Consider the following 16,316-nt stretch of genomic DNA (forward strand, 5'->3'; position numbering starts at 1 on the left):
ACACGATTTATCATGACCAAGCAAACACTGACACAATTAGAGCAGCATGAGTTATTTTTGACTCGTCATATTGGCCCAGATGAGCAACAGCAACAAGATATGCTCAACTTTATTGGCGCTGAATCGCTCGAAGACTTAACTGAGCAAACTGTACCTGGTGCAATTCGTTTAGAAAAAGAGCTTGCCATTGGTCACGCATGCGGCGAATCAGAAGGCACGGCTTATATCCGCACCTTAGCTGATAAAAACAAAGTATTTAAAAGCTACATCGGTATGGGCTACTACGGTACTGACGTCCCAAATGTGGTCAAACGTAACGTATTTGAAAACCCAGGTTGGTACACAGCGTACACGCCATATCAGCCAGAAATTGCCCAAGGTCGTTTAGAAGCGATTCTTAACTTCCAGCAAATGTCGATGGACTTAACCGGTCTCGACCTTGCTTCAGCTTCACTATTAGATGAAGCCACCGCAGCGGCTGAAGCCATGGCATTAGCTAAGCGTGTATCGAAAGCCAAAAAAGCCAACATCTTCTTTGTGGCAGACGACGTATTCCCACAAACATTAGACGTAGTAAAAACCCGTGCAGAATGCTTTGGTTTTGACATCGTGGTTGGCCCAGCAAACGAGGCCGTTAATTACGAGCTATTCGGTGCCTTATTCCAATACACAAACCGCCACGGTCAAATCAGCGATTACAGCGACATCTTTGCCGCGCTGAAAGAAAAGAAAGCCATCGTGACTGTGGCCACTGACATCATGTCATTAGTGCTACTGAAATCACCAGGTGAAATGGGCGCAGACGTGGTATTCGGTAGTGCACAGCGCTTTGGTGTACCAATGGGCTATGGCGGACCACACGCAGCATTCTTCGTGGCACGTGACGCACACAAACGCTCTATGCCTGGCCGTATTATTGGTGTATCAAAAGATGCGCGCGGTAACAGCGCTCTGCGTATGGCAATGCAAACCCGTGAGCAACACATCCGCCGCGAAAAAGCCAACTCAAACATTTGTACTGCGCAGATCTTGCTCGCGAACATGGCGTCATTCTACGCAGTATTCCACGGCGCAGTGGGCCTTAAAACCATTGCTAGCCGTATTAACCGCTTAACTGACATTCTTGCTCATGGTTTACAAACCAAAGGCGTTGAGCTGGTTAACAATACTTGGTTCGACACGTTGTCATTTAAAGGCTTAGATGTTGAAGCAGTGCGTGCACGTGCACTGAATGCACAAATGAACTTACGCTTTGATGCAGACGGCATTATCGGTTTATCTTTTGATGAAACCACTACTCGTGAAGACATCGCCCAATTATTTGATGTCATTCTAGGTGAAGGCCACAGTTTAGATGTTGCTGCCATTGACGCTGACATCATTGCCGGTAACGCTTTTGCCAATGGCCAAGGCTCAATTCCAGCAGAGCTTATCCGTAAAGATGCCATCTTGACGCACCCAACTTTCAATCGCTACCAAAGCGAAACTGAAATGATGCGTTACATCAAGCGTCTAGAAAACAAAGATTTAGCACTAAACCACTCAATGATTTCATTAGGTTCGTGCACCATGAAGCTTAACGCTGCGGTTGAGATGAACCCAGTCAGCTGGCCAGAATTTGCTAACATGCACCCATTCTGCCCACTTGATCAAGCTGAAGGTTACACCCAGCTAATCAATGAGCTATCGGATTTCCTTGTGAACATCACAGGTTACGATGCGGTATGTATCCAGCCTAACTCTGGTGCCCAAGGTGAGTACGCTGGTCTATTAGCGATTCAAAAGTACCACGAGTCACGCGGTGAAGCGCATCGTGATATTTGCTTAATCCCACAATCAGCGCACGGCACTAACCCAGCATCAGCGCAGCTTGCAGGTATGAAGGTTGTCGTTACCGCATGTGATAAGCAAGGTAACGTTGATTTAGAAGACCTAAGAGCGAAAGCGGCTGAGCTTGCTGACAACCTATCGTGTATCATGATCACGTACCCATCGACTCACGGTGTGTATGAAGAGTCTATCCGCGAAGTATGCGACATCGTGCACCAGCACGGCGGTCAAGTATACCTAGATGGCGCGAACATGAACGCACAGGTTGGTCTCACATCACCAGGCTTTATCGGCGCAGACGTATCGCACTTAAACCTACACAAAACCTTTGCTATCCCGCACGGTGGCGGTGGACCAGGTATGGGCCCAATCGGTATTAAACAGCATTTAGCACCGTTTGTAGCCGGTCACGTTGTGGTTAAGCCAGGTCGTGAAAGCGACAACAATGGCGCAGTTTCAGCCGCACCATACGGCAGTGCGAGCATCCTACCTATCAGCTGGATGTACATTAAGCTACTTGGCAACCAAGGCCTGAAAAAGTCGACGCAAATGGCGCTATTAAACGCCAACTACGTGACTAAGAAGCTAGCAGGGCACTACCCAGTATTGTTTACTGGTCGTAATGACCGTGTTGCTCACGAATGTATTTTAGATTTACGCCCACTGAAAGAATCATCAGGCGTCACTGAAATGGATATCGCTAAGCGTCTAAACGACTATGGCTTCCACGCGCCAACCATGAGCTTCCCTGTTGCAGGTACGCTGATGATTGAGCCAACTGAATCTGAGTCAAAAGTTGAACTAGACCGCTTTGTTGAAGCCATGATTGCCATCCGTGGTGAGATTGCCAAAGTAGAAGCAGGAGAGTGGCCAGCGGACAACAACCCGCTACACAATGCACCTCATACCATGGCAGACATTATGGACCCTGAGTTTGATTCACGCCCTTACAGCCGTGAAGAAGCCGTGTTCCCATGTGAAGCGGTGAGAGCGAATAAGTTCTGGCCGACCGTGAATCGTATTGATGATGTGTTTGGTGATCGCAACTTAATGTGCTCGTGTGTCCCTCTATCGGACTACGAATAATTGCTGCTTAGTCTCGCTATTACTGCGTTGAACCTCGGCTCCAGTGCTCATTGACAACAGTCAACTCCGCGCTATAGCCTTCGGTTCGCCTTGTACTAGCTACGCCAGCGACGCCATTATCGAGTAGCTGACCTCATTGAAGTTTAGTTGTTCATAAAGAGAAAAAGCGACCTAGGGTCGCTTTTTTGTTGGTGTCGATAAAGTTTACTCTGACCCCATTTATTCTACTGACCCCATTTATTCTAATGTCATTCCCGCAACGCTTTTGAGCGGGAATCTGGGGATAAAGAAAGCGACCTTGGGTCGCTTTTTTGTTGGTGTTGATAAAGTTTACTCTGGCCCCACGAATTTATTTAGCATAAACCGCAGACTAAAGTTTAGGAGTTTCATTGAAGTATTTTTCCCAATGTAGCTTCCAATCAGCTTTTAATGAGAACATGCTGAATTTAGGATGCATATCTTTTCTAATCAATAACCAAGGAAGGCTTGAGAATTTAGATGAACGTAATGCTCTAGAAACATTAGTTGGTTCTTTTTTATTTGTTTCATCAACAATAAAATTATTAATCGTAGATGTTATCTCAATGCCTTTGCTATATTCAAACCCTTGTAAGCTTCTAATTACAATGGCTGCAAAAACTAAGGTTATATATTCCGAGTTGTCAATTTTTATATTGTAAAAGTTATTGGGTATAAGCTCTCTAATAAGTTCTTGATTATCTAATTCATTGCTTTCATGGATATTTTCAAATGCAGATATCCTGTCGTCATCATTAAAGCTCATGGTAGTTTGAATGTATTTCTCATTAAATGAATGGTTGTTTTTATAGTTGCCTTTTAATGAGTAAATAAAACTTTTTAGTTTATCTTCAGCTGATTTTATTTCTGAGTCAACATTTTCTAGTGAGGATGTTATCTCTTCTCTTTTAAACTGTTTTGATAAGTATGAACAGACTGCATTTGAAAGTTGGGAGTTTTTTAGTAAATCTATTCCATCCCTCAAAATTTCATTTTTGTTATTGTCGCCCATATATGAGAAAAGCTCTTCATACTCTTTTTTTACATTATTGAATGATTCTTCATCATGGAATGGTAAGTCTGTGGATATTAATGATAAATATGTTTTTTCCTTAAGTATTTCTTGTAATAAAATAGCACCTAGCGGGGATATCCTGAAAGTTTCACCTTCATTTATATTAAAATTAACAATATCATCGCCATCAGCAGGTATTTCTACACACTCTATAAGTCGTAACTTAACGCAATCTTCGATTGCCGAAGCAGACCAGTTACTACGATATCCATACATTTTTGAGAAGTTAACGATTCGATTGAGTGGGATCCCGTGAGTTCTTTCACTTTGCTTAAGTGAATAATTTAATAAGTATAGAATTCTAATTTTTAAGAAATAAGACTGGTTTACATTTTGGTTAGGTATAAAAATGTTTGGGAGTATCGCAGATTCACCATTTTCTTGGCTTATCATTAAAGTAGAGATAACCTCTTCAAACTTCCATTTTTTTTCACCTAGTTGTTTGTGTACTTTCCTCAATAGAACATGGAATAATCTTATGTTATGCCATGATATACACGATAAAGTTTCTAATGTTCTTTGGCCTGATATTTTATCTTGCAAACTTTTTTTCAATGTTGTGGTATACCTTAAGCATGATGTTTTAAAATCAATTAAAGAGTGGTTTTGTCTCCACTCTTTTACTCTGTGATCATCATCAAAATGGTTTTCAATATATTTAATTCTCTTAGATATCATTTTGTTAAAGTCTGGTGCTTTTAAGTGAATTACTCGATCGCCACTTCTGACATCTAGCCAACCTTTATCTTTGTTTTTGAAATATGTGAACTCTCTCATGGTGATGATAACGGTAGCTCCTGATTCCTTAGAAATTCTATGAGCTAATATATAAGTCTCTTCTTGAAAGTCTTCTGATGCCCTGTCAACATTATCTATGATTAAAATTACATTATTCTTTTTTTTCTTCTGATTCTTAAGTGATTTAATAACAAAGTCTTCAATATTTGATTTCAGCCCTTCTAATAATTCAGCTTCTTTTTCAATATATTTTGACCTATCTGTTGAAAATACCTCTTTATAAGGTCCATTTTTTAATGCATTAATTTCTGCGGTATAAGTGCTTTTTAATTCTTCGTAGTTATGTATTTCTGGGAATTTTTCTAAAAATGTTTCATTAATTCTTTTGAATATTATGCCGCTGGCAATTTTTATATTTTTTGAAACGTCATTGATTAGGTCAACAATGATTGGGACTGTGTTTGATTTGTGATACCTTCGAGTTTCATATAATACCTTTCGTACTAGAGTTGTTTTCCCACAACCAACTGACCCAGTTATTAGAATCACTTTACCTGTCCCTTTATCATCGATTATCGTTGCTGCACTTTCACCTGGTTCAAGGTCTTCAGTATCCGATGGAAGGTAACTCGGTGCAGTATCTTTCAGAAGCCTTTTAAGATCACCTTTATATTGTTCAAGTTTTGAATCACTTACAAAACAATGTTCGAGCATTTTTTGCTGATTACTATTTATTATTTCATCAAAAAAATTCTTGTAAAATTCATCCAAATGTTTTTCTTGATTATATTTTCTCCAAGTTAATGAGCCATAATCTGATCTTAATATTTTACAAATTGGAGAGGGAGCATAGTTTATTTCAGAAATGTAACTTTCTAAATTCCCTGAAACTACATTTTCCTTTGATAGTAAATCGTAGAATAAATCAAAGTAAAAGTGACCTGAAAAAATATTACCAAAATATATCCCTTTCATTCCATCTATAGTTTTTCCTGGTTTTGGGATAAGTTGTAGTACAAACCATTCTGCGCCATTAGTTAAAACTGCGTGAGTTACTCTCTTATCAGTGCAGTAATCAGTGGCCTGCTGAATTGTTTCTGTTAGTGATTTTTTAAATGCCTGTTTGAAATAAGATACAGTGTACTCATGGTTTGATAGCTTCTTGTTGATAGGGGAAGCGAAAGTAATGCCGATTTTTTTGGCTTCAACAACTAATTTTGGAGTATTGTCATGCTTCAGTAAATAATCGATGTAGCCGTTTGAGGAGGTATGACTTTCAGGGTTGAATTCTTCAGTTTTCCAACCAAGTATTTTAAGCACTTCATCAATGAGTATTAATCTAGTATTTGCTTCATTAGCAGTATGTACTTCGAGTTTTTTAGCTTCATAATTTTCGGCTAAGCTTCTTATTTTTTTTGAAGCAGTCTCTTTATTTGATGTTAATGGCAAACTAATTCCTCAGAATAAGTAAGTTAAATAAATGAGGTCAGAGTAAACTATTCATTTTGTGCTTGTGTGGTTCAATTGAACTGACTTTTTACAAGCAAATGATTGGCTTTTTCTTCCCTGAAAGGCGTACTCTTATCTGATTAAGAGCTCGGCCTGCATTTTGTTCAATTGGCTATACATTACGCTATTCTGTCTGATTCTTGCAATAGTTTCTCGTATGTATTTTTTGAATAATGTTATGTAAAGCAGGGTGTTATATGCTGTATCGCTAATGTAGAATAAGTGGGGTCAGGGAATAACTGGGGTCAGAGTAAGCTTTTCACTTGGTGCTTGTGTGGTTAAAAATCAAATAGATTTTACAAGCGAATGATTGGCTTTTTCTTCCCTGAAAGGCGTGCTCTTATCGGATTAAGAGCTTGGCCTGCGTTTGTTTCTGTTGGTCATTATTTCTCAATTAACCGATAAAAGTGAGCCTAAGCTATCGGATATTGGTTAAGAGAGACTATCTGCAAAGCGGTCAGTGATATTCAAATGCAATTTTGAACTTATCACTGACCTATTAAGCTATTTAAGCAGGCGGGTTGTATTCATTTGGATTGAAATGGCTATAACCCATGTGCGTAATATAAGGGTGATCTTCAAGGAATATCTCAATCGCTTTTTTGACTTTGTAGCGGATAAAGTCAATTTTCTCATCAAAAAAGTTTTCACGATGATCTTCGCAATCAAAAATGCCAATCACGTCACCTTCCGGATCAAATATTGGACAACATAACTCAGACTTAACCTTAGCATCACAGCGATAATAAGGGCCTGTGTGTTTTTCTACATTGGGAATATAGTAATGCTGTTTTTCCATGATCACGCGCGTATTTATCGACTTGTCTAAATACTCTGGTGCAATAGGAAACTCTGCTTTCGACATTTCACCGTTGTACACATACTTCACAAGCTTGTCGCCATGAGACAGGTAAATACCAAACCACATGACATCGGTTTTTAAGTGGATCCAGCGCACTAAACGATTTAGTCGAGTGACTAAATCAAGCAAGTTTTCCTGTTGCTCAGGTGAATCTGCATACTGTCGTAGATCATAAGTATCGCCCGGCTCTTTAAAAATTGGGCAAGTGCCATCTTCATTGAGCTTTGGCTGAACATATGACAGCAAATGTTCATGATTATCCAGTTGGTTTACTGGCTCATAAAGAACCGACAAAATATCGAATAAACGCATAAAAGTTTTTGTCCTAAGTGGCGGAGCTATTTTGTTAAAACGTCGCTTTAACTTATACCAAGTTTAAAGGTATCAAAGGTAGCGAATTTTAACTTAGCCTATAGCAAGTGTGTTAGATCATTTTGTCAATACTATTAACTAAATCGAAGGTAGATATTGTTGAAGATCAAAAGTGGGAGTTTTGGTGCTGGATGCAGGTGTGAATAAGTGGGGTCAAATAAGTGGGGTCAGAGTAAACTTAATAAGTGGGGTCAGAGTAAACTTAATTTTCTGTTTGTATGGTCGTCCCATTTTCTAAATAAGAGGGGGATAGTAAACTTTTCTAAATTATTGCACTTTTTCTTGTAAATTATTGTTTATCTACGACTAATGTCTGAGTCCTATTCCGCTTTTATTGTTCGCTATGCCTGCGCCCTTCAGTTAAGGTGCCTCTAATCTATTTTGTAGTCCACTCGAAAGCGGGTGAGTAATAGGGTTGATATGAGCAGTAGTTCAAAGTCAGTGCATTCGCCTACAGGTGCAGAGCACGGGGCGGGTGACGGTCAAAGTTATCAGCAGCAACACCGAGCGAGTTCAACGTTTGAGTCACGCGAAGCGTATCTAGAACATGAACTGACCATCATGAATCCCAAGCGTTGGCGGGCCAATTTACCGGGGCGAGATTATCGCTTTGAGGCAGAAGATTCGATTGCAGCTATGGCCGCGACAATCGGTAAGGTGGTGATGGTTGGTGCCATTGCCACAACCTTTGCCACCTCGCTTGGCTTGCAAGAAAGCTTTATTTTAGAAAACGTTCGTTACGAGCTGATCATTGCCGCGTTTTTCATTGTGGTTTTTTCCGGTTTTCTTTTACCTACTGCCAATTTGGCGGGTACTCATGGTCCGCTGATCCCTATCATTCCCATTGTGGTGGCAGCCGGTGGCCATCCTATGGCATTTGGCTTGCTGATTGGTGCGCTAGGCTTAATATTGGCCATCAGCAAAGGTGGCAGTATGTTGGCCAACCTGACCAGTAAAGGCGTGTGCGGGGGATTACTGCTGTACCTCGGTTTTGTTGGCACCGCCTCGCAGGTGAAAAAGCTTTATGCGTGGGCTGAAGGTATTGGTATGGCGCATATTGCGTTTGTGGTGATATTTTGCACCATTATCTTATACGCGTTGCTTGAGCATTGGCGTAAACGTTGGCTGGCTGTGCCCTTAAGTTGTTTGCTTGGTGGTACGTTAGCGTTTGCTATGGGCGCGCCTTTTGAGTTTCAAACTGCGCCTGGTTTGCCAAACATGAACCCCATGTATTGGTGGGGCGAAGATTCTGGCTGGATGTTAGGTTTGCCCACTATTGAAAGCTTTATGGTGGTGCTACCGTTTGCCATTTTAGCGGTTGCTATGTGGTCGCCTGACTTTTTAGGCCATCAAGTTTTTCAAAAGATTAACTACCCACCGCGTACTGAAAAAGTGCATATGAACATTGACGATACCATGACCAGCGCATCTATTCGTCAAACCTTGGGCTCTTTGCTTGGTGGGGCCAACTTTACCTCATCTTGGGGCACTTACATTGTACCGGCGGCAATTGCCAAGCGGCCTATTCCTGCTGGCGCACTGCTTACGGCGCTGTTTTGTGTGATTGCTGCGTTATGGGGTTACCCAATGGATCTGGCCATATGGGAGCCAGTTCTGTGTGTGGCACTAGTTGTTGGGGGGTTTATTCCGTTACTTGAAGCGGGGATGGAGATGACTCGTGAGGGTAAAACCACTCAATCTGCGGCTATTGTGGTGTTCTCGTCGGTATTGGTTAACCCGGCCTTTGGTTGGTCATTGACTATGTTGCTAGATAACTTAGGTTTAATTGGCTGCAAAGACAGAAGCGCTAAACTCACCAAAATGAATCGCTGGATAGCGCCGAGTATTATGTTTGTTATCCTTACTGGGGTGATGGCGATGGTTGGCTTGCTACCCGGCATTCCACCGCTAATTTTGGGGCTTAAATAACCTAAGTCTACAGGTTAGCGAGCACAGGTTAGGGCTGACATGCTCGTACTCCCAATGCAAAACAGGGCATTGGGAGGTAACGGGTTAAATAAGTGGGGTCAAATAAGTGGGGTCAGAGTAAACTTAATTTTTGGCTTTGAAAGGGGTCCCATTCTTTTTGGTCTCATAAATTAAGTAGGGTCAGAGTAAACTTTTATAAATAATTGTGATTTCGCTGGTAAATTATTGTTTGTAAACGACTAATGCCTGGGTTGAATCCGTTTTCATTATTCACCCTGCCTGCACCCTTCAGTTAAGGTGTCTCTAATGTATTAAGTAATCCACTCGGTAGCGGGAGAGTTATAGGGTTGATATGAGCAGTCATTCAAAGTCAGTGCATTCACCTACAGGTGCAAAGCACGGGGCGGGAGATGGTCAAAGTTATCAGAAGCAACACCGAGCCAGTTCAACATTTGAGTCACGCGAGGCGTATCTAGAACATGAACTGACCCCATTTATCTCCTAACAATGGTGGGATAAAAATAGGGTCAGATGTCAGTTAATGCTGGTGTAGTCAATTGTTACTTTTTATGGGCTTTGTCTACAGACTTGCGAAAAGATTCCGCCCAGTTATCAAATGTTTGCTTAATATCTTCCCAAGTTGACCAAGGTGTCGCATTAAAGAAACGTGAGCCTCTTGATTGCATAATTGCGACAGCATCAATTCGGTCTGTCGCAGCCTCGCGGAACACTGTTTCAATGGTGACTTCTCCCACGCTAAGAGCAAAAGGAGCCAGCACAGTTGTAATGTTTGCTGCGGCAGAAGGGACTTTTAACCCAGAGATTTTAAAGGTGATGCGCATGGCTTTATCTACATCACCACCAACTTGATAACCTGCTTGCTCAAGCTCTTTAATCACAGCTTGTTGCAGGTATTGCTGCATTTTTTCAGCTTTCTCTTTATCGAGATCGTCGTTGTTGTAATCAGCATCAATGAGGATCACTGGGTCAATAATAAAGCGTTCGTATTCATTGAGATTTGGAGCTCCAGGTCTTACAAGAACGACACCGGGGGCTTCGCTTGTATCACGCTCTAAGCCTTCAGTGTCAGCGACTGGGTCATATCCTTGTACTTGAACTGGTTTAGCACCACAGGCCGCGAGTAGGCCAACTAAGCCTAGGACGAGTGGAATTCGAGACAGTTTAATAAGTCGTTCCATTGTTTATTTCCTGTTGGTTTTTGTGTCTAACTATTTGAAAAATTTGCTTACTTTGATTTTAATATCAATCTTGTTATTGAAGGTATTAAGTGGATCATAGTCTATTTTGAGTTAAATATTTGCTTTATTTACCGCCTCTCATTTCACCTTTGGAATCAAGGGCTTTCAGTTCATTAATTAAGTGAGGTCTTAAGTGGGGTCAGAGTAAACTTAATTCCAATAAAAAAGCGACATTAGAGTCGCTTTTTGTATTTTAATAATGTGTTTTAAACGTGTTTGGGAAGCATCACAGTTTTTACTGGTATCAAAATACGGGCAAGTTGAACTTGCCCTTAAACACTAGTATGGAGAGTATTCATAAAGTGGTGTATTAGAGCAGGTTATACGAACATACCCAGTTGCAGTGGATTCACTGTCAGTACGATTGGTTCTCACATAGGCTGAAGAATAGTAATTATAATTCACTGCTAGTCCACCTGGTGTGCTATAGCTAGTGGCTGTTCTCTTATAGCCTCCTGGGCAGTACGCGCTGCCATATTGCCAATATTCATAATCTAAACAACCAATGAACTCTGATACACAGGTACGGGTTTTAGTTAAAGGTTGAGATACGATTACAATGTCTGATGCCTCTCTACATAGCAATCGTCCATCTGTGCGAATGCCTGCCACATAATATCCTTCGTTACATTCATCTCCTAAAGATGTTGATAGGGTGTTAATTCTATTGATTGCAGTATTCAATTGACTTTGAAGATTACTGATTTGAGAACTGGTATACGAGTCTCTGTTTTGCAGTGTCCTAATTTGATTGGCGATGGTTTGGTATTGTTGAAGAGCCCGGTATTGATTGCTTGCAACCGTCATATCAAGTGAATTAACGCGGCTGTATAGCGTATTTATTAGGTTCACTTGTAAGTTGTTGAGTAACTCTTGTGATTCGACTTGACCCGATAATAAATCGATTGCCACCATGTTGAGCTCAATTTTTTCAGCCATTAACGCATCGGCTTCTTTACTTTGGGCGTCAACTGTATCAATTTTTGCGTCTAACTCATCAAAACGTGCATTAATGATGACCAACTGCTCTGATAAAGTCATATTTAATAGATCTATTTGACTTTGTAGTAAGTCGTCTCGTGCTGTTAATGCCGCATCGGCCGCATTTAAAGCTTGAATAGATGCTTCTGTAGCAGCATCGGATGCATCCAAAGCTTCATTGGTTGCATCAATAGCAGCATTCGTGGCTGCAATTTGTTCTTCTAAAGCGATAAAGGGTTTTCCATTGGGATTATCTTTGGCATGTGCATGGCTAATCATTATGGCAACCAAGACTATGCCATATAGAAGTGCTTTCATTTCAATATTCCTTATTTGAAAATGATATGAGTATTTGAAGCAAACTTTAAGAATGAAAACTAAGTTCACTTTTACATAAACTTTTCTGAAAGTTCCTGATCGGCTTGAGTATAGGAAAGAATCATTTTTTCACTTGAACTGTGGACTTCATTTGATTTCAATATTGCTGGAATATCGGTACTTTTGCATATATAACACGCTTGATGAAAGCATCAGGGAACAACTTTAGTTAATTGTTTCAGTCACTTTAGTTAGTGCTAAATAACAGAAGGCCTATTGACTTAATAATCTAACTGTAATGGTCTGACCTCAATAATGAGTACTTTTGACTGGCTTGGAGATTGTAATAGGTGAGTTAATTAAGTGGGGTCAGAGTAAACTTAATTTCTAGTTTTATAAGGTCGCCCGATTTTCTTTGGTTTTATGCTCATGCCAGTTATTTTCTCTATCTCATCCTTAAACTGTTCACTTCCAATTACCGACCCTTTGTTAGTTGCTTGACGAATATCATCAATGACTTTGGTATCGAGTTGGTGTTTGAACAAGTCACGATAAGCTGCTTGTCTCGATTTTGTTTGGCGGTCAATTGAAAGGTAAGTTTGATGAGGTGTACAAAGCTTGGATTTTTTTCCTAGGGCGTTAATCTGATAGCTAGACCATTTGTAATGAGCAGGATCGTTAACCATGTTTGCTCTCACAGGGTTGAGCTCTATATAGCGGTATAACTGCAATAAATAGTCTTCTGTTTGCACCAGACAAGACTTAAACCTTCCTTCCCATAGTGTCCCTGTTCGCTTATAGGTGACATTGAAGTATCTCACATATTGTCGACCGAGGGATTGCATCATCTGGCTAATTGCTCTTGGCTGCAATGGGGTGCAAAGCAGGTGAACATGATTAGTCATGAATACCCAAGCGTGGACTTCAACTTGAAACTTTGTTGAGTAATCCTTGAGCCACCCAGTATAGGCAGTAAAGTCTTGTTCAGAGGTAAAGCATGCTTGGCGATTATTGCCACGTTGAATAATGTGTTGAGGAACCCCAATAGGGCTAATTCTAGGCAGTCTAGGCATGTGCAAGTTCCATTTGCAAAGGCGTATCAAACCAAAAGTATAGTTGAATTGAAAAAGTTTACTCTGACCCCACTTTATTAAGATGATTATCGTTTAAATATTCGCCTTATTTGGGTCACTAAATTGAGTTTAAATGCTTGTTTCTTGGTTAGTAATTGTGGTTGGAATTGAGAGGTTAAACGATACAAGTGATAGTGAGATACTTTCTTCGCTATCAGCCAGTCAACACGTAAAAATGAGCCTTGAAGGGTAGCGCGCTCAAAATCGACTAAACTCACCTTGTTGTTAGTATCAACAAGAATATCACGAAGCGGTAATGCGTGGCGTGCAACACCCGCATCCAACATTTTTTGCACTATTACGATTAATTCTTGTAAATTCGCCTCATTCAAATGAGTGGGGGTGTTGCCATGTAACCTCGACATTACTAGCGTTGTTGTATCATCATCAGAATGGATTAAATTCGGGATATTACTAATATTGCCAAGCCGAATTAATGACTCTTTTTCGATATTGTAACGCTTAATGTATTTGCTGCACGGTTTGAAATGCTTAGTTACGGAATCTTCACCAATGGTTAGGTGCACTTTTCCCGTTTCATATACACCATTGACGATTTCTGTTTCAACTTTCATTTAGGTTATTTGTTTGCATGAGTAGTATTAACTTGTTTTAACTCTAACATTTTTATGTAGTGGGACCGATTTAAACTTATCCATATGTGTGGCAGATTAAGCTTTATTTCTTCCGCCTCCTTAATTCAACTCAATAAATCTCACTTTATGAACGAAATAGGGCTAATTCTAGGTTGTCTAGGTATGCGCACGTTCCATTTGCAAAGGCGAATCATGTGGAAGTATAACCGAATAGAAAAGTTTACTCTGACCCCACTTTTCAGTTTGACTCGAATGGGTCAAATAAGTGTAACAAAGCTAGCCTTTACCTTGTGAATTCACTCGTCTATTTATTGTAAATACGCTTGTATTTTATGCTCGTTAATAAACTGCATACCTAACTCGAAGCCGTGTTTATAGTCGGCCACAATGCTTTGTTCTGAGCTACCTAAAATGGTGGTTTGCAGAGGCTTTTGCGGTTTAATTTCGAGTACATACAATTCTTTAGGTGGCGAGCTAATAAATGCTTCAGCTTTCAAATAAGCGTCTTCATATTCATCCACAAGTTTTATGAAAGTAGGGCAGTTGCCATTATTACAAACGAGAGTTTTTAAGCTTTTTATCGATTTCGGAACTAAGTTATTTGTGTATACGGTGGTTCTAAAGGTAATGATGGGTTTAGCTTTATGTTCAATGAAATTTGAAAAACCGATGATGTTATTCAAATAAACCGAACATAAAGCTTCGCGTTTGATTAACTGAGTTTCTCATTAAAGAAGTCTAACGTGCGCTGCCAAGCTAGATCGGCATTTTCTTGGTCGAATCGAGCAGTAGAGTCATTATGGAAACCATGCTTCGCACCTTTATACATGTGCATTGTAAATTCGACATTAGCAGCTTTAAGGTCTTGCTCGTATTCGGGCCAAGACTTATTGACGCGTTCATCAAGTTCACCTAGTTGAATAACCAGTGGTGCTTTAATATTCTTTCTTAATTCTTTGCTTGCTGGTGTGCCATAAAAAGGCACGCCCGCTGACAGTAATTGACTATCAACAGCGGCTAGGTAGTTAACCATATAACCACCAAAACAAAACCCAACCGCCCCTAGCTTGCCATTACTCAGTGGGTGCGATTTTAAGAAATTGGCGGCGGCAACAAAGTCATTTTGAATTTTTGCTCTATCAAGCTCTCTTTGTAAGGCTCTACCTTCATCATCATTACCAGGATATCCGCCTACAGGAAATAGCGCATCTGGCGCGAAGGCAACAAAGCCTGCTTTCGCTAGACGTCTTGCTACGTCCTTAACGTAAGGGTTTAAGCCTCTGTTTTCATGGATAACTAACACGACAGGGTAGTTTTGCTGCTCTTTAGTGGGTTTGACTAAATAACCTCGGCCTTTTCCGTGACCTTCTGGTGAGTCAAACTCTTCATAAGTGGCATGAATATCGTCATCATTAAATGAGACTTGCTCAGCTAATGCGTAATTCGGTAATAGGGCTGAAGTGAGCACCGTCATTGAATAACCCAAGGCAACAAGTGAGCCGAGCTTTTTCATAAAAGTACGTCTGTCCATTCCGCCATGGGCGTATTCGTCATACCAGTCAAATGCTTCTTGGGGAATATGGTTTTTGTTGATAGTCATTCTTTATCCCTTACTATTTTATTGTTTCCCTTATAAAAAATGGGCACCCTTTTGAGCTGCACACTTTTTTTACTCGCTAATGAATAAGAACCTAACCACTTTAGATCAAATATTTCAGACTGTATAACTTTTAGCCAAACATTTACAAAGCCACTCAACTGCAAGAGACAAAGCACCCTGATGTATCACTGAATGTATGCAAAAGCTATCTTATCCGTACCTAGTTAATGCTGTATCTCAGAGTGATTAAAACGGCCATGTTTGAGGTAAAAGATAGCTTGTTCCGCTACTTGCTTGTTATAACGCATGCCCGAATGGCCAACATCAAGCGCAATGAAATCTGAGCTCTGATCAAGCTTGGTCGAGTCTACAGACACTAAGCCATCATTAGGGCCTGTGAAAGCATCATTTGTAAGTATCGAACTTTTCGTACCTGCAATGACGCCAATATCTATAGGCAGCTCTTCAATCTGATTACCTAGGCTAGTATTGCCTGTAATCAGTGATTGACTCACTTCTCCAGCCACTTTCATTAGCCAAGAGTCTTGAAAATGATCGGCCAGTTCACTGCCTTTATTGGGAGTGCCAATTAATATAACTTGACCTAGACGTTCACTGGCAGCAAAGTCTGTGTGGTTTTGTAAATAATTTCGGATCACCAAACCACCCAATGAGTGGCCGATAAAGTGTACTGATGGCGCAGAGGATATGCATTGATCTATTTGAGTTGTCGTGTTGTCAAACACACCTTGCACGGTTTCACCAATGCTAGCGTAATTGAGTGTGCAAACGAGGTAGCCTGCGTTCTCAAGTCGTTGAGTAAAGCGCCACATTGCTGTATCACTGCGGCCTAACCCATGGGCGAGTACCACAATTTGATCATCTTTGTTGAACTGTGTTGTCGAGTCTACAGAACCTGCGCAGCCAAACAATAAAAGACTGGCAAGGCTAATCATCACTAGCAGGATTTTTTTCATATCAAAATTGTTCACTTTTTACTGGTTTTGGCC

At 40.6% G+C, this 16,316-nt stretch carries 12 protein-coding genes; 3 read left to right on the forward strand and 9 right to left on the reverse strand.

Annotation, left to right across the window (positions count from 1 at the left end; genetic code table 11):
- The first annotated feature begins 12 nt into the window (after positions 1 to 12).
- Positions 13 to 2,916: an aminomethyl-transferring glycine dehydrogenase gene (gene gcvP, locus ACHUGF_RS13290; RefSeq protein ID WP_394131877.1), complete on the forward strand. Its 2,904-nt coding sequence runs from the start codon at positions 13 to 15 to the stop codon at positions 2,914 to 2,916.
- Positions 2,917 to 3,286: 370 nt separating this feature from the next.
- Here the strand turns inward: gcvP and ACHUGF_RS13295 are convergent, their stop codons facing one another.
- Complete coding sequence (locus ACHUGF_RS13295; RefSeq protein ID WP_394131879.1) at positions 3,287 to 6,196, reverse strand: hypothetical protein; 2,910 nt, start codon at positions 6,194 to 6,196, stop codon at positions 3,287 to 3,289.
- 568 nt (positions 6,197 to 6,764) lie between these two features.
- Positions 6,765 to 7,430, reverse strand: coding sequence for a GAF domain-containing protein (locus ACHUGF_RS13300; RefSeq protein WP_394131881.1), 666 nt, complete (start codon positions 7,428 to 7,430; stop codon positions 6,765 to 6,767).
- Between the two features lie 480 nt (positions 7,431 to 7,910).
- Between ACHUGF_RS13300 and ACHUGF_RS13305 the strand changes: the two genes are divergently transcribed.
- Together ACHUGF_RS13305 and ACHUGF_RS13310 are read left to right on the forward strand one after the other, a co-directional pair.
- Positions 7,911 to 9,419, forward strand: coding sequence for a DUF3360 family protein (locus tag ACHUGF_RS13305; RefSeq protein ID WP_394131883.1), 1,509 nt, complete (start codon positions 7,911 to 7,913; stop codon positions 9,417 to 9,419).
- A 352-nt stretch (positions 9,420 to 9,771) separates the two neighbouring features.
- Positions 9,772 to 9,924 (forward strand): hypothetical protein, encoded by a 153-nt coding sequence (locus ACHUGF_RS13310; protein WP_394131885.1) that lies wholly within the window; start codon positions 9,772 to 9,774, stop codon positions 9,922 to 9,924.
- A gap of 55 nt (positions 9,925 to 9,979) precedes the next feature.
- On the opposite strand, the gene ACHUGF_RS13315 is transcribed toward ACHUGF_RS13310, so the two are convergent.
- The 7 genes from ACHUGF_RS13315 to ACHUGF_RS13345 form a co-directional block, all read right to left on the reverse strand.
- Positions 9,980 to 10,618 (reverse strand): DUF3313 family protein, encoded by a 639-nt coding sequence (locus ACHUGF_RS13315; protein ID WP_394131887.1) that lies wholly within the window; start codon positions 10,616 to 10,618, stop codon positions 9,980 to 9,982.
- Between the two features lie 339 nt (positions 10,619 to 10,957).
- On the reverse strand, positions 10,958 to 11,977 hold the full coding sequence (locus tag ACHUGF_RS13320; protein WP_394131889.1) for a hypothetical protein: 1,020 nt from the start codon (positions 11,975 to 11,977) through the stop codon (positions 10,958 to 10,960).
- A 380-nt stretch (positions 11,978 to 12,357) separates the two neighbouring features.
- A complete protein-coding gene (locus tag ACHUGF_RS13325; RefSeq protein WP_394131890.1) occupies positions 12,358 to 13,050 on the reverse strand; it encodes a transposase in 693 nt (230 codons plus the stop codon).
- 86 nt (positions 13,051 to 13,136) lie between these two features.
- Positions 13,137 to 13,685, reverse strand: coding sequence for a BUD32 family EKC/KEOPS complex subunit (locus ACHUGF_RS13330; RefSeq protein ID WP_394131892.1), 549 nt, complete (start codon positions 13,683 to 13,685; stop codon positions 13,137 to 13,139).
- A gap of 329 nt (positions 13,686 to 14,014) precedes the next feature.
- Complete coding sequence (locus tag ACHUGF_RS13335) at positions 14,015 to 14,389, reverse strand: DUF6363 domain-containing protein (RefSeq protein ID WP_394131894.1); 375 nt, start codon at positions 14,387 to 14,389, stop codon at positions 14,015 to 14,017.
- A 29-nt stretch (positions 14,390 to 14,418) separates the two neighbouring features.
- Positions 14,419 to 15,306 carry a dienelactone hydrolase family protein gene (locus ACHUGF_RS13340; protein ID WP_394131896.1) on the reverse strand — a complete coding sequence of 296 codons (888 nt, stop codon included), beginning with the start codon at positions 15,304 to 15,306 and terminating at the stop codon, positions 14,419 to 14,421.
- Positions 15,307 to 15,530: 224 nt separating this feature from the next.
- On the reverse strand, positions 15,531 to 16,283 hold the full coding sequence (locus ACHUGF_RS13345; protein WP_394131898.1) for an alpha/beta hydrolase: 753 nt from the start codon (positions 16,281 to 16,283) through the stop codon (positions 15,531 to 15,533).
- Positions 16,284 to 16,316: the final 33 nt, after the last annotated feature.

It is taken from the genome of Shewanella maritima, from assembly GCF_043643735.1.
In the GTDB taxonomy this organism is placed as follows: Bacteria; Pseudomonadota; Gammaproteobacteria; order Enterobacterales; family Shewanellaceae; genus Shewanella; species Shewanella maritima_A.